This is a genomic window from Martelella limonii (genome assembly GCF_013344475.1).
GTDB classification, from domain to species: domain Bacteria; phylum Pseudomonadota; class Alphaproteobacteria; order Rhizobiales; family Rhizobiaceae; genus Martelella; species Martelella limonii.
In genome coordinates, this window is sequence record NZ_JABUOU010000010.1 from 79,051 (window position 1) to 92,594 (window position 13,544).

Annotated in this window: 12 protein-coding genes; 11 read left to right on the top strand and 1 reads right to left on the bottom strand. The window is 63.1% G+C overall.

The genetic code is table 11. The features are described 5' to 3' along the window. The first annotated feature begins 36 nt into the window (after positions 1 to 36). The 11 genes from HPQ62_RS17890 to argE all read left to right on the top strand — a co-directional run bounded on the left by HPQ62_RS17890 (position 37) and on the right by argE (position 12,802). Positions 37 to 1,218: an AI-2E family transporter gene (locus tag HPQ62_RS17890; protein WP_174803951.1), complete on the top strand. Its 1,182-nt coding sequence runs from the start codon at positions 37 to 39 to the stop codon at positions 1,216 to 1,218. A gap of 221 nt (positions 1,219 to 1,439) precedes the next feature. Then, complete coding sequence (locus HPQ62_RS17895; protein WP_174803952.1) at positions 1,440 to 2,966, top strand: sugar ABC transporter ATP-binding protein; 1,527 nt, start codon at positions 1,440 to 1,442, stop codon at positions 2,964 to 2,966. Then, complete coding sequence (locus HPQ62_RS17900; RefSeq protein WP_174803953.1) at positions 2,963 to 3,958, top strand: ABC transporter permease; 996 nt, start codon at positions 2,963 to 2,965, stop codon at positions 3,956 to 3,958. Before HPQ62_RS17895 ends, HPQ62_RS17900 begins: the two co-directional genes overlap by 4 nt. A gap of 83 nt (positions 3,959 to 4,041) precedes the next feature. Further along, positions 4,042 to 4,977: a substrate-binding domain-containing protein gene (locus HPQ62_RS17905; protein WP_425312651.1), complete on the top strand. Its 936-nt coding sequence runs from the start codon at positions 4,042 to 4,044 to the stop codon at positions 4,975 to 4,977. 144 nt (positions 4,978 to 5,121) lie between these two features. Then, positions 5,122 to 6,174 carry a sugar phosphate isomerase/epimerase family protein gene (locus HPQ62_RS17910; protein ID WP_174803955.1) on the top strand — a complete coding sequence of 351 codons (1,053 nt, stop codon included), beginning with the start codon at positions 5,122 to 5,124 and terminating at the stop codon, positions 6,172 to 6,174. 193 nt (positions 6,175 to 6,367) lie between these two features. Continuing rightward, a complete protein-coding gene (locus HPQ62_RS17915) occupies positions 6,368 to 7,552 on the top strand; it encodes a Gfo/Idh/MocA family protein (protein WP_174803956.1) in 1,185 nt (394 codons plus the stop codon). A 213-nt stretch (positions 7,553 to 7,765) separates the two neighbouring features. After that, positions 7,766 to 9,139 (top strand): GH1 family beta-glucosidase, encoded by a 1,374-nt coding sequence (locus HPQ62_RS17920; RefSeq protein ID WP_174803957.1) that lies wholly within the window; start codon positions 7,766 to 7,768, stop codon positions 9,137 to 9,139. 186 nt (positions 9,140 to 9,325) lie between these two features. After that, positions 9,326 to 10,585 carry a flavin-containing monooxygenase gene (locus HPQ62_RS17925; protein WP_342343733.1) on the top strand — a complete coding sequence of 420 codons (1,260 nt, stop codon included), beginning with the start codon at positions 9,326 to 9,328 and terminating at the stop codon, positions 10,583 to 10,585. 12 nt (positions 10,586 to 10,597) lie between these two features. Beyond that, on the top strand, positions 10,598 to 11,011 hold the full coding sequence (locus HPQ62_RS17930; RefSeq protein ID WP_174803958.1) for a RidA family protein: 414 nt from the start codon (positions 10,598 to 10,600) through the stop codon (positions 11,009 to 11,011). A 4-nt stretch (positions 11,012 to 11,015) separates the two neighbouring features. Beyond that, positions 11,016 to 11,693, top strand: coding sequence for a DUF1028 domain-containing protein (locus tag HPQ62_RS17935; RefSeq protein WP_174803959.1), 678 nt, complete (start codon positions 11,016 to 11,018; stop codon positions 11,691 to 11,693). Next, entirely contained in the window at positions 11,690 to 12,802 is a 1,113-nt protein-coding gene (argE, locus tag HPQ62_RS17940; RefSeq protein ID WP_174803960.1) for an acetylornithine deacetylase, read from the top strand. The genes HPQ62_RS17935 and argE overlap by 4 nt, the downstream gene beginning before the upstream one ends. Here the strand turns inward: argE and HPQ62_RS17945 are convergent. Further along, a complete protein-coding gene (locus HPQ62_RS17945; RefSeq protein ID WP_174803961.1) occupies positions 12,799 to 13,506 on the bottom strand; it encodes an NAD-dependent deacylase in 708 nt (235 codons plus the stop codon). The two genes, argE and HPQ62_RS17945, sit on opposite strands and share 4 nt — an antisense overlap. Between the last annotated feature and the right edge of the window lie 38 nt (positions 13,507 to 13,544).

Genomic DNA, 13,544 nt, shown 5'->3' on the forward strand with positions numbered 1-13,544 from the left:
GATAAAGGCCCGGCTGGACCGGGGAGAGAGCAGGCGATGGATCACAAACCGCAGCACAGGACGCAAAGCTGGATCGGAACGGGCGCTTCCACCAGAACGCCGCTGATCCCGTCGGTGACCGCAGCGCGCTGGCTGCTGCTCGGCGTTGCGATCGCCGCTGTCTATTTCTTCCACGGCTTCCTGGTGCCGGTGCTCGCCGCCCTGATCATCGCCTTTGCCTCGCAGCCGGTCTATCAGGATCTCAATCGCAGGCTTGGCGACAGGCGCAAGCTTTCCGCAGCGATTGCGATCGTCCTGATCCTGATGTTCCTGATCGTGCCGGTGGTCTTCGCCGTGATCTACATGTCGCGCGAGCTCGAGGCCTGGATCACCTGGGCGGCTCAGGCGAACCGTGTGGGCGCGCCGGTGCCTGACTGGATCGACAACCTGCCGGTCATTGGTCTCTGGGTCACGGAAAAGTGGAAGGAATATCTGGGCAAGCCCGGCGATATCGGCCAGCTCATCCAGGCCGCGAGCGGGGAGAACATCGGCAGCATCTATCGCACGGCGCTTTTTGTCAGCGGCCGCATCTTCGGGCTCGTTCTCGCCGCGCTGTTCATGCTGATCGCGCTGTTCTTCCTCTACAAGGACGGCGACAAGTTCGCCGGCCAGCTCGATGTCATCGGCGAGCGGCTGTTTCCCGACCGGTGGTACCGGATTTCGCGCGTGGTGCCGGCAACCATCTCGTCGACCGTTATCGGCATGACGGTGATCGCCGTCGGCGAGGGTGTCGTGCTTGGGATTGCCTATTATCTCGCAGGCGTCCCGAACTATCTGTCCTTCGGTCTGCTGACCGCGGTGATGGCGATGGTGCCGGGCGGCGCGCCGCTGACTTTCACGCTGATTTCGGCCTATCTCGTTGCCCGCGGCACGCCGATCAACGGCATCGCGCTGATGGCCTGGGGCACGATCGAGCTCTTCATCGTCGACAAGACGCTGCGCCCGCGCCTCGTTGGCGGGCCGATCAAGCTGCCCTTCCTGCCGACCTTTTTCGGCCTTGTGGGCGGTGTCAAGACCATGGGCCTGATCGGCCTCTTCGTCGGCCCCGTGCTGATGGCGCTGATCGTCGCGATCTGGCGCGAATGGGTGCTGGAGGCAAGCCACATCGCGGCCGAAAGGCAGGCAGAGCAGGAGGCCTCTGCCGCACTCCCGAAGGATGTCCCACCCAAGCCCGAATAGGTTGTGCCAGCCTTCGATACACCGAAGGTTCGCACCGATCACCGAAAGATGCTTTACGTACATCATCTTTGCCGGTAGGGTCATGGCGATGCATTGTTCGGCTTCGCTCGCGCGGCGATAGAGGCTGGAGCATCCACCGCTCGGGAGCGCGGTGCGGAAGAGTGACCGGCGATGACATGCCGGCTGAAAAGAGCGTCACCAACGGCGTCCTGGGGAGGAGCATGACACAGCAGGCGGGCGGCAATGCGCCTCTTTTGCAGACCGAAGGGGTACGGAAATCCTTTGGTCCGATCGAAGTCCTGCACGGTATCGACCTTTCCGTGCGGGCTGGAGAGATTCATGCCGTGATCGGCGAGAATGGCGCCGGAAAATCCACGCTGATGCGCCTCCTTGCAGGCAATCTGAAGCCGACCTCCGGCACGCTGAAGCTCGATGGGCAACCGGTCGTTTTCGAAAATCCGGTGGAAGCCGAAGCCGCCGGCATCGTGCTGGTCCATCAGGAAATCCTGCTCGCACCCGACCTGACCGTCGCCCAGAACATCTTTCTCGGGCGCGAAGTGCTGAAGGGCATCGCCGTCAATGACCGGGTGATGAATGCCGAGGCGCACAAGGCGCTTCTGGAACTCGGCGCCGATATTCCCCCCGATATTCCAGTATCGCGCCTTTCGATCGCCAAGCGCCAGCTGGTGCAGATCGCCCGCGTGCTGCTGACGCCGCATCGTATCGTGATCTTCGATGAGCCGACCGCCTCGCTGACGCCCCACGAAACCGAGGCGCTGTTGAAGGTCATCACCAATATTCGCGATCGCGGCGTGGCGGTGCTGTTCATTTCCCACCGCCTGAACGAGGTCAAGCAGATCGCCGATACCGTGACGGTGCTGCGCGATGGCGAGTGCATTGCAAGCCGCGATGGCGACACGCTGCAGCCAGCCGACATGGCGCGGCTGATGGTGGGGCGCGATGTATCGAAGCTCTACCCCGACCGCGCCCATGACGGCGGCGGCGAGGCAGTGCTTTCCGTCAGCGATTTCAGCGTGCCTGGCTATGCCCGGAATTGCACCTTTACCCTCAGGAAGGGCGAAATCCTGGGCTTTGCCGGACTGATCGGCGCCGGGCGCACCGAGCTGATGGAGGGTCTTCTCGGCCTCCGGCCCGGAAAGGGCAAGGTGGCGCTCAATGGTCGCGACGTCACGTTCAACGCGCCGATTGCGGCGCTGAAGGCCGGCATTGTCTACCTCTCAGAGGATCGCAAGGGCAAGGGCCTGCTGCTGACCAAGGACCTGCGCACCAATCTCACGCTGTCATCGCTGGAGCGGTTCACGAAGAACCTGCAGGTGGACCGCAAGGCCGAGGATGAGGCGCTGGACAAGGCGATCCGCGATTTCGACATCCGCACCGGCTCCAAGGAGCTGGCGGCGGGCGAATTGTCCGGCGGCAACCAGCAGAAGCTGCTGCTCGCCAAGATGATGCTGCTCGAGCCCGAGATCGTGATCATCGACGAGCCGACGCGCGGCATCGACATCGGCAACAAGGAACAGATCTACAGGTTTATCGCCGAGCTTGCCCGGGAGGGGCGCTCGATCATCGTGGTGTCGTCGGAAATGCCCGAGCTGATCGGCCTTTGCGACCGGATCGTGGTGATGCGCTCAGGGGAGATCGCCGGCGAGGTGACGGGAGAACACATGAACGAAAACGAGATCGTGGTGCTGGCAACCGGCGTGGCCGGCGAGCGGGAGATGGCGTCATGAGCGCCGAGAGCGAGACGAAATCGGGTGTCATGAGCCGCATCGACTTGCGCGTGATGGCGCCGTTTCTGGCGCTGGCGCTTCTGCTGGTGCTCGGCGCGCTGTCCAATCCGAACTTCCTGACGGTCACGAACCTGATGAATGTCGCCACCCGTTCGGCCTTCATCGCCATCATCGCGGTCGGCGCGACCTTCGTGATCTCGGCGGGCGGGCTTGACCTTTCGGTCGGCTCGATGGTCGCCTTCGTTGCCAGTCTGATGATCATGTTCATCAACACGGCGGTGATCTCCGACCCCTATCTGCTGATCGCGGCCGCCATGCTGCTTGCGATCGCGATCGGCATGGCCTGCGGTCTTCTGAACGGCGTGATCACCACGGTGGGCGGCATCGAGCCCTTCATCGTCACGCTCGGGACCATGGGGATATTTCGGGGGCTCACGACCTGGCTGTCACAGGGCGGCGCGATCACGCTCAGGGATTTCGACGTCCAGACCGCCTATCGCCCGGCCTATTTCGGAACGGTGTTCGGCATTCCCGTGCCGGTGATCGCGATCATCGTCACCGCGCTGATCGGGGCCTTCGTGCTCTATCGCACCCGCTTCGGTCGCCACGTCCTCGCGGTCGGCTCCAGCGAGGATGTCGCGCGCTATTCCGGCATCTCGGTCAAGAAGATCCGGATCCTCACCTATCTGATCCAGGGGCTCTGCGTCGCGGTTGCGGTGCTGTTCTACGTGCCGCGCCTCGGCTCGACCTCGGCGACGACGGGCATTCTCTGGGAGCTTCAGGCGATCACCGCCGTGGTCGTCGGCGGCACGGCGCTGCGCGGCGGCGTCGGGCGGATCTGGGGCACGATCTGCGGCGCCTTCATTCTGGAGATCGTCGGCAACATCATGCTCTTGTCGAATTTCATATCCGAATATCTGATTGCCGCCATTCAGGGCACGATCATCATCATCGCCATGCTGGTGCAGCGCTCGCTGTTCCGCCGGCAATAGTCATCGGGGTTCACGGACCGCCCGCGGCCGGGATTTCCGGCCGGAACCGGTCCGCCACTTGGGAGGAAGTGAACATGAAGAATATGGTAATTGGGGCAACCCTTCTGGCAGCGACCTCGCTTGCCGGCGTGACCCAGGCTCAGGCGCTGACGGTCGGCGTCTCGATCCCGGCCGCCGACCATGGCTGGACCGCCGGCATCGTCTACCACGCACAGCGCGTGGCGGAAGAGCTGATGGGTGAATATGATGATCTTGAAATCATCGTCAAAACCTCGCCCGATCCGGCAAGCCAGGCGAACGCCGTGCAGGACCTCGCCGTTCAGGGTATCGACGCGCTGGTGATCCTGCCGACCGACCCGGATCCGCTGGTCAACGCCATCATGCAGGTCAAGAGCCAGGGCGCCTTCGTGACGCTGGTTGACCGCGCACCGTCCAACAATGACAACAATGTCCGCGACCTCTACGTCGCCGGCAATAACCCGGCACTTGGCGCCGTTGCCGGTGAATATATCGCCGAAACTACGCCGGACGCCGAAGTCGTCGTCATCCGCGGCCTGCCGATCCCGATCGACCAGCAGCGCCAGGACGGCTTCGATGCCGCGCTCGAAGGCTCCAACGTCAAGGTTCTCGAAAAGCAGTTCGGCAACTGGAACCGCGACGACGCCTTCCGCGTGATGCAGGACTACCTGACCAAATATCCGAAGATCGACGTTGTCTGGGCACAGGACGACGACATGGTCGTGGGCGTCCTGCAGGCGATCGAACAGTCCGGCCGCGACGACGTCCAGTACGTCATCGGCGGTGCGGGTTCGAAGGACATGATCAAGAAGGTCATGGACGGCGATGCGATGATCCCGGTCGACGTGCTCTATCCGCCGGCAATGATCGGCACGGCCATGGAACTGACGGTCGCAGGCCTGATGGACCAGGTTCCGGTTGCCGGCACCTATATCCTTGATGCCACGCTCGTCACCAAGGACAATGCAGAGAACTACTACTTCCCGGATTCGCCCTATTGATCCGGTAGATCGCCCCCTCAGGGGCGGCATGACACATGGCTCCGGCAAAGCCTTCGGCCCTGCGATCTCCGCAGGGCCGTTTCGCCGAAAATTTCAAAGCGTCCGCTTGCCACGGGCGCGATCGCGCAGAACGGAGGAAATTTCATGAAGACGATCAAGGGACCGGGCATCTTTCTCGGTCAGTTCGCAGGCGACGAGGCGCCGTTCAACAGCTGGGACGCGATCACCAAATGGGCGGCCGATTGCGGCTATGAGGGCGTTCAGGTGCCAACCTGGGCAGGCCAGCTCATCGATCTCAAGAAGGCCGCGAGCTCGAAGGATTACTGCGACGAATTTGCAGGCACGGCGCGTGAAAACGGCGTCGAGGTAACCGAGCTTTCGACCCATCTTCAGGGCCAGCTCGTGGCGGTCCATCCGGCCTATGACGAGGCTTTCGACGGGTTCGCAGCACCAGAAGTGCGCGGCAATCCGAAGGCGCGTCAGGAATGGGCCGTCGAACAGGTCAAGATGGCGATTTCCGCTTCGAAGAACCTCGGCATCAATGCGCATGCGACCTTTTCGGGCGCGCTTGCCTGGCCGTTCCTCTATCCCTGGCCGCAGCGGCCCGCCGGTCTGGTCGAAACCGCCTTCGCCGAACTTGCGAAGCGCTGGACGCCGATCCTCGACCATGCGGACGAGAACGGCGTCGATATCTGCTACGAAATCCATCCGGGCGAGGACCTGCATGACGGCGTGACGTTCGAGATGTTCCTCGAACAGGTCAAGAACCATCCCCGCGCCAACATGCTCTACGATCCGTCGCATTACGTGCTGCAGTGCCTCGACTATCTCGACAACATCGACATCTACAAGGACCGGATCAAGATGTTCCACGTCAAGGACGCGGAGTTCAATCCGACGGGCCGGCAGGGCGTCTATGGCGGCTATCAGGGCTGGGTCGAGCGCGCCGGCCGGTTCCGCTCGCTCGGTGACGGACAGGTCGATTTCGGTGCGATTTTCTCGAAGATGGCGGCCAACGACTTTGACGGCTGGGCCGTGGTCGAGTGGGAATGCTGCCTGAAACACCCGGAAGACGGCGCCCGCGAGGGGTCGGAATTCGTGCGTCACCACATCATCCGCGTCACCGAGAAGGCCTTCGACGACTTCGCCGGCGGCGGTACGGACGAGGCCGCCAACAAGCGGATGCTCGGGCTTTAAACATTGGCGGTATAGCTGGCTGATGGCTCCCCCCTCACCCCAGCCCTCTCCCCTTAGGGGGCGAGGGGGCTCGCTGATCGGGTTGAGGGGCAGAGACCCATCCACACGGTTCCTTCTCCCCTGAGGGGAGAAGGTGGCGGCAGCCGGATGAGGGGTTTTCCCCCAAAGACAAAGACATTCAGGAGACACGAAAATGGCGATTGAAGGAAAAGACGAGAAATATACCGGCCGCATCCGGCTTGGCATGGTGGGCGGCGGCTCGGGCGCCTTTATCGGCGGCGTGCACCGCATGGCCGCGCGTCTTGATGACCACTACACCTTTGTCGCGGGCGCGCTGTCCTCGACGCCTGAAAAGGCGATCGCCTCCGGCAAGGAACTCGGGCTCGACGAGGATCGCATCTACGGCTCCTACGAGGAAATGGCCGAGAAGGAAGCCGCCCGCGAGGACGGCATCGAGGCGGTCGCGATCGTGACGCCCAACCACATGCATTTCGGCCCGGCGAAAGCCTTCCTCGAAAAGGGCATCCACGTCATCTGCGACAAGCCGGTGACCTCCAGTCTCGAAGACGCCAAGAAGCTGAAGGAGATCGCGGACAAGGCCAATGCGCTGTTCATCCTCACGCACAACTACACCGGTTATCCGATGATCCGGCAGGCCCGTGCGATGGTCGCCAATGGCGATCTCGGCGACATCCGCCTGATCCATGCGGAATATCCGCAGGACTGGCTGACGGAACCCGCCGAACGCTCCGGCTCCAAACAGGCCGAATGGCGCACAGATCCGGCGCGCTCCGGTGCTGGTGGTGCGATCGGCGATATTGGCACCCATGCGCTCAATCTTGCGCTGTTCGTATCCGGCGCGACGCTGGAAAGCCTTTCGGCCGATCTCGACAGCTTCGTCGAGGGCCGTCCGCTCGATGACAATGCCCATATCATGCTGCGCTTTGCCGAGAAGAACGGCGTGAAGCCGAAGGGCATGATCTGGGCGAGCCAGGTGGCCCCAGGTTTTGAAAACGGTTTGAAGATCCGCGTCTGCGGCACCAAGGGCGGCATCGAATGGGTGCAGGAGCATCCCAACATTCTGTGGTTCACGCCGTTCGGCAAGCCGAAGCAGATGCTGACCCGAAACGGCGCCGGCGCCATGAGCGAATCGACCCGCGTCTCGCGCATTCCGGCCGGCCATCCGGAAGGATATCTCGAAGGCTTCGCGACGATCTATTCCGAGGCAGCCCTTGCGATCAAGGCCTTCCGCGATGGCAGGCAGGAAGCGGACGTGATCTATCCCACGATAGAGGACGGCGTCATCGGCCTTGCCTTTGTCGAGGCTTGCGTGGCCTCGTCCAAGGATGACGGCGCCTGGGTGAAGCTCGACGTCTGACGCGGTTTTTAACCGCTCCACAGGGCGGTGACGCAATTCGGCAACGATAACGGGAGAACTTCTGTAACGTTGCAGATTTGGGGTCTCCGTCCTGTACAAAGCGCTTTGGATTTTCTAGAGATCGCCTCTACGCAGCCGTTTCAGCCTTTGGCGCGGCGGTCAGACGATTGAAACCGGACACGTGGTCCGGTCGAGACGAAAAGGAAATCCAGCATGCTCGATCCCAAGGCTCTGGCCGGACGTTTCCCGTCCGATTTCATGTTTGGTGTCGCCACCGCCGCCTATCAGATCGAAGGTGCAGCGCGCGAGGATGGCCGCAAGCCGTCGATCTGGGATGCCTTCTCGCATATGCCGGGCCGCGTTTTCGAGGGCCATAGCGGCGATGTCGCCTGCGATCACTATCACCGCCTCGATGAAGACCTGGACCTGATCAAGTCGCTCGGTGTCGAAACCTACCGGTTCTCGATCGCCTGGCCGCGCATCATTCCCGATGGCCGCGGCCCGGTGAACGAGGCGGGCCTCGATTTCTACGACCGCCTCATCGACGGCTGCAAGGAGCGCGGCATCAAGACCAATGCGACGCTCTATCACTGGGACCTGCCGCTGACGCTGGCCGGCGACGGCGGCTGGGCGGCGCGCTCGACGGCCTATGCCTTCCAGCGCTATGCCCAGACGGTGACGAAACGCCTCGGCGACCGCCTCGATATGATCGGCACATTCAACGAACCCTGGTGCATCGTCTGGCTGAGCCATCTTTACGGCATCCATGCGCCGGGCGAAAAATCGATCGATGCCGCCCTTGCGGCCATGCACACGCTGAACCTTGCCCATGGCCTTGCGGTTGAAGCCATCCGCCAGGAAGCGCCGGAACTGCCGGTCGGCATCGTCTGCAACCATCAGGCGCTCGAGCCCGCCACCGACAGTGCCGAGGACGCAGCCGCCTTCGAGCGCGCCTTCCAGTTCAACAATGGCTGCTTCTTCGATCCGATGCTAAAGGGCGAATATCCGGTCGATTTCATGGCCGCATACGGCGACCGCATGCCGGCGATCGAGGCCGACGACCTGAAAACCATCAACCAGAAGCTCGACTGGTGGGGCCTCAACTACTACACGCCCGCGCGCATCGCCCATGATCCGAGCCCGGTTGCCGCCTTCCCGGCGGTCAGGGATGCAGCGCCTGTCAACAACACCTTCACCGATATCGGCTGGGAGGTGAACGCGCCCTCGCTTTCAAAGCTCGTCCGCACGCTTTACGACCGCTACGACCTGCCGGTCATGTACATCACGGAAAACGGCGCCTGCTACAACATGGAGCCGGCCGATGGTGTCATCGACGACCGTCCGCGCACCGAATATCTCTCGGACCATATTGCGGTCTGCGCCGACCTGATCGATGCCGGCATTCCGCTGAAGGGCTATTATGCCTGGAGCCTGATGGACAATTTCGAATGGGCGGAGGGCTATCGCATGCGGTTCGGGATCGTCCATGTCGATTATGACACCCAGGTGCGGACCATCAAGGAGTCCGGCAAGTGGTACAAGGCGCTTGCAGAACAGTTCCGCGCCGCTGAGACCACAGCCGCGTGAGATAGCAAACGCAAGGAACCTGGGGGCCGGCATGCATGTGCCGGCCCTTTGCCTTTGGGCAAGGCGGTGCCGCAATAACTTGGGCTTCCGGCCGTTCTGGTTTCTGCCGGTGCCTTGAACACGGCCATCGACAAGCCGGCATTCATTGTGAATGATGGCGCGCACAACGAAGCCGGAGAATCTCAGGTGACCGCAGCCGGAACAATCGAAAAGACCGAAGTCGTCATCGTTGGCGCGGGACAGGCGGGCATTGCCATGAGCGAGCATCTGTCGCGGGCTGGCGTGCGCCATGTGGTGCTGGAACGCGACCGGATCGCCGAGCGCTGGCGCACCGGCCGCTGGGACAGGCTCGTGACCAACGGACCGGCCTGGCATGACCGGTTCCCCGGCCTGGAATTCGAAGATGGCCCGGAGGCCTTTGTCGGAAAGGACCGGGTGGCCGCCTATTTCGAGTCCTATGTCGAAAAGTTCTCGGTACCGGTCAGGACCGGGGTGGAGGTCAGGGCGGTGACGCCGCTTTCCGGGCGGCAGGGCTTCAGCGTCGAAACGTCAGACGGCATGCTGGAGGCCGATTTCGTGGTGGCTGCGACCGGTGCGTTCCAGGTGCCGCTGATCCCGCAGATCGTGCCGGAGACCCCCGCTCTCCTCCAGATTCATTCGGCGGCCTACCGCAATCCCGAAAGCCTGCCCGATGGCGCGGTGCTGGTGGTCGGCTCCGGCTCCTCGGGCGCGCAGATTGCAGCCGAACTGCAGGCGGCGGGACGCAGCGTCTATCTTTCGCTCGGCCCCCATGACCGGCCCCCGCGGCGCTATCGCGGGCGCGATTTCGTCTGGTGGCTTGGCGTGCTGAACCTCTGGGACCGCGAGGCATCGCCCGATTCCGAACACACCACCATTGCCGTCAGCGGTGTCGATGGCGGCCGCACGGTCGATTTCCGAAAACTCGCCGAGGGCGGGATGACGCTTCTCGGCCGAACCCAGAGCTACAGCGAAGGGATCCTCACCCTCGCCGATGATCTGAAGACCAATCTCGACAACGGCGATGCCAATTATCTGGCGCTGCTCGACGCCGCCGACGCCTATATCGCCGAAAACGGACTGGACCTGCCGGAGGAGCCGGAAGCGCGCCGGATCGCGGCCGATCCAGATTGCGTGAGCGCGCCGCTTCTCACCCTCGATCTCAAGCGCGCGGGCATTTCCACCATCATCTGGGCGACCGGATACGGCTCTGACTATTCCTGGCTGAAGGCGGATGTGACGGATGAGCGCGGCCGCCCGAAGCATCAGCGGGGCGTGTCGGATGAACCCGGCATCTATTTTCTTGGCCTGCCATGGCAGACCCGGCGCGGCTCGTCCTTCATCTGGGGCGTCTGGTACGATGCGGGCTACATCGCCGATCATATCGTCAAGCAGCGCGGCTACCACGCCTACCGGCCGCCGGCATAGCAGGAGCAAGAGATGGCGCATACACGCATCCGCAAGTTCAATACCAAGGACACCTATCCCGAACAGAAGCTCGATAACGACCTTTGTCAGGCCGTGGTCGCACGCGGCGCGACGATCTTTCTGCGCGGCCAGTGCCCGCAGGATCTCGATACCGCAGAAAACATCGCAAGCCACGATCCGGTGGAGCAGACCCACAAGGTGATGCAGAATATCCGCCAGCTCATCGAGGAGGCCGGCGGCAGCATGGAGCATCTGTGCAAGGTCGTGGTCTACCTCACCGATGTCCGCCACCGCGAAGCGGTTTACCGCACCATGGGCGAATATATCAAAGGCGTGCATCCCGTTTCCACCGGCGTCGTCGTGACCGCGCTTGCGAGGCCCGACTGGCTGGTCGAGATCGACGCCACCGCCGTTATCCCGGATTGAAGCCATGACCTTTTCGATTGTCGGCCGCTGCGCCAGGACCGGCCAGTTTGGCCTCGCCATATCCTCGTCATCCCCGGCCGTTGCCGCACGCTGCGCCTTTGCGCAAGCTGGTGTCGGGGCGGTGGCGACCCAGAATGTCACCAATCCGGCGCTCGGTCCGGCAGCCCTTGCAGCTCTCGAACGTGGCAGCAGCGCCGAAGATGCGGTCAAGACTGCGCTCGGAAGCGATGGCTTCAATGATTATCGCCAGCTGATCGTCATCGGGAAAGAGGGCGCGCCCGCGATCCATTCCGGCGGCAAGGCGCTTGGCGTGTGGTCGTCGGCGATCGGCGTGGACTGCGCCGCCGGCGGCAACCTTATGGCAGATCCCGGTGTACCTGCGGCCATGGTCGAGGCTTTCGAGGCGACGCAGGCAAGCCTCGCAGACCGGCTGATTGCCGCCATGCGCGCCGGCCTGAAGCGCGGCGGCGAGGCGGGTCCGGTCCATTCCGCGGGCCTTCTGGTCGTCGACAGGCAGGACTGGCCCTATATCGAACTGCGTGCGGACTGGGTGGCGGATGCCTGCCCGATCGAGGCGATCGCCGCAGCGCTTGAGGTCTATCAGCCGCAGGCCAACGATTACATCACCCGCGCGCTTGATCCGACGGCGGCCCCCTCTTACGGCGTGCCGGGTGACGCATGAGGTCGCTTGCGCGCACGGTATCGCTGCTGGAAAGGCTGGTCGGTTTTCCAACCGTCTCTTCGGCATCCAATCTGGAACTGATCGACTGGGCGCGGGACGTTCTGGAAACGGCCGGCTTTCAGGTTCGGGTCCTGCCGTCGGGCTGTGGTCAGAAAGCGGGTCTGCTGGCCAAATGGGGCGAGGACGAGGGCGGCGTTGTGCTGTCCGCCCACACCGATGTGGTGCCGGTGGAGGGGCAGAGCTGGAGCCGTGATCCGTTCAGCCTTGCAGCCCATGAGGGCCGTTATCACGGCCGGGGCGCGACCGACATGAAGGGTTTCATCGCCTGCGTATTGGCAATGGCCGAGAGGTTTCACACCGCGCCGCCGGTCATGCCGGTGTCGATTGTCCTGAGCTTTGACGAGGAAGTTGGCTGCCTTGGCATTCCGCAGATGATTGATCACGTCATTCCCGTACTCGGGCGTCCGGACTTTGCCATTGTCGGCGAGCCGACGCTGATGCGGCCGGCGACCGGGCACAAGGGCAAGGCGAGCTTTCGCGCGACAAGCCGTGGCACGGCCGGCCACAGCGCGCTTGCGCCGCGTTTCGTCAATGCGCTCCATGGCGCGGCCGATGTGATCGTTGCGCTGAGGCAGGAGCAGCAGCGCCTGTTTGTGGAAGGCGCGCGCAATGATGCCTTCGATCCTCCGGTTTCGACCGTCCATGCAGGGGTCATGCAGGGTGGTACCGCACTCAACATCGTGCCCGATCACGCTGAGGTCCTGTTTGAAATCCGTCATCTGGCAGAAGAGCAGCCGGACGATATTCTGCAGCGGATCGATGTGCCCGAAACAGTAACGATCGCAAAGACCGGTTCCTATCCAAGCCTCGACACTGACCCGTCCGACCCGGCGCTTGGGCTGGTCTTCGCGGCGCTGGAGGACCGCAGCCCCTTGAGCGTCGCCTTCGGTACGGAAGCGGGCTATTTCGCGGGCCTTGGCATCCCGACGCTGGTCTGCGGACCGGGAACGATGGATGACGGCCATCAGCCGGACGAATCGATTGCCGCCGGTGAACTGGTCCGATGTCTGGCGTTTCTGGACAGGCTCTTTGCAGGCCGGGCGGCCTAGGCCTTGCCGAGCAGCATGTTCACGAAGGCGGGCACGGCGGTCGAGGCCGAGCCGGTGATATGGTCTTCGAAGAGATCGTTGCCGGTCGCTTCGAGATTGATCTCGACGGTCCTGGCGCCGGCCGAGGCTGCAGCCATCACGAAGCCGGCTGCCGGATAGACCGTGCCGGAGGTGCCGATCGCGACAAACAGGGCTGCATTGCCGAGCGCCTCCTCGATCGCATCCATGTCATAGGGCATTTCCCCGAACCAGACGATGTCCGGCCGGAGCGCCGGGCGGCTGCAACTGGTGCAGAAACAGTCGCGATCCAGATCGCCCTCCCAGTGCTGGTGGCTGCCGCATTCATGGCAGAGCGCCGAATTCAGCCGCCCATGCATGTGCAGCACGCGCTTGGAGCCCGCCTTTTCATGCAGGTCGTCGACATTCTGGGTGATCAGCAGAAAATCGCCCTCCCAGGCGTTTTCAAGCGCTGCGAGCGCGTTATGCGCGGCATTGGGACGGGCCTTTGCCGCTTCCGCGCGGCGCATGTTGTAGAAGTCGAAAACCAGATCGGGGTTCTTGTGAAATCCCTGCGGGGTCGCGACATCCTCGATGCTGTGCCCCTCCCAGAGGCCGCCCTGATCGCGAAAGGTGGCAAGGCCCGATTCGGCCGAGATGCCGGCGCCGGTGAGGATCACGATCGGTGAGGAGCGATCAGTCTTCATGAGCACCGCGCCTGTTGCTGTCTTTCCGTTCGCTTCCG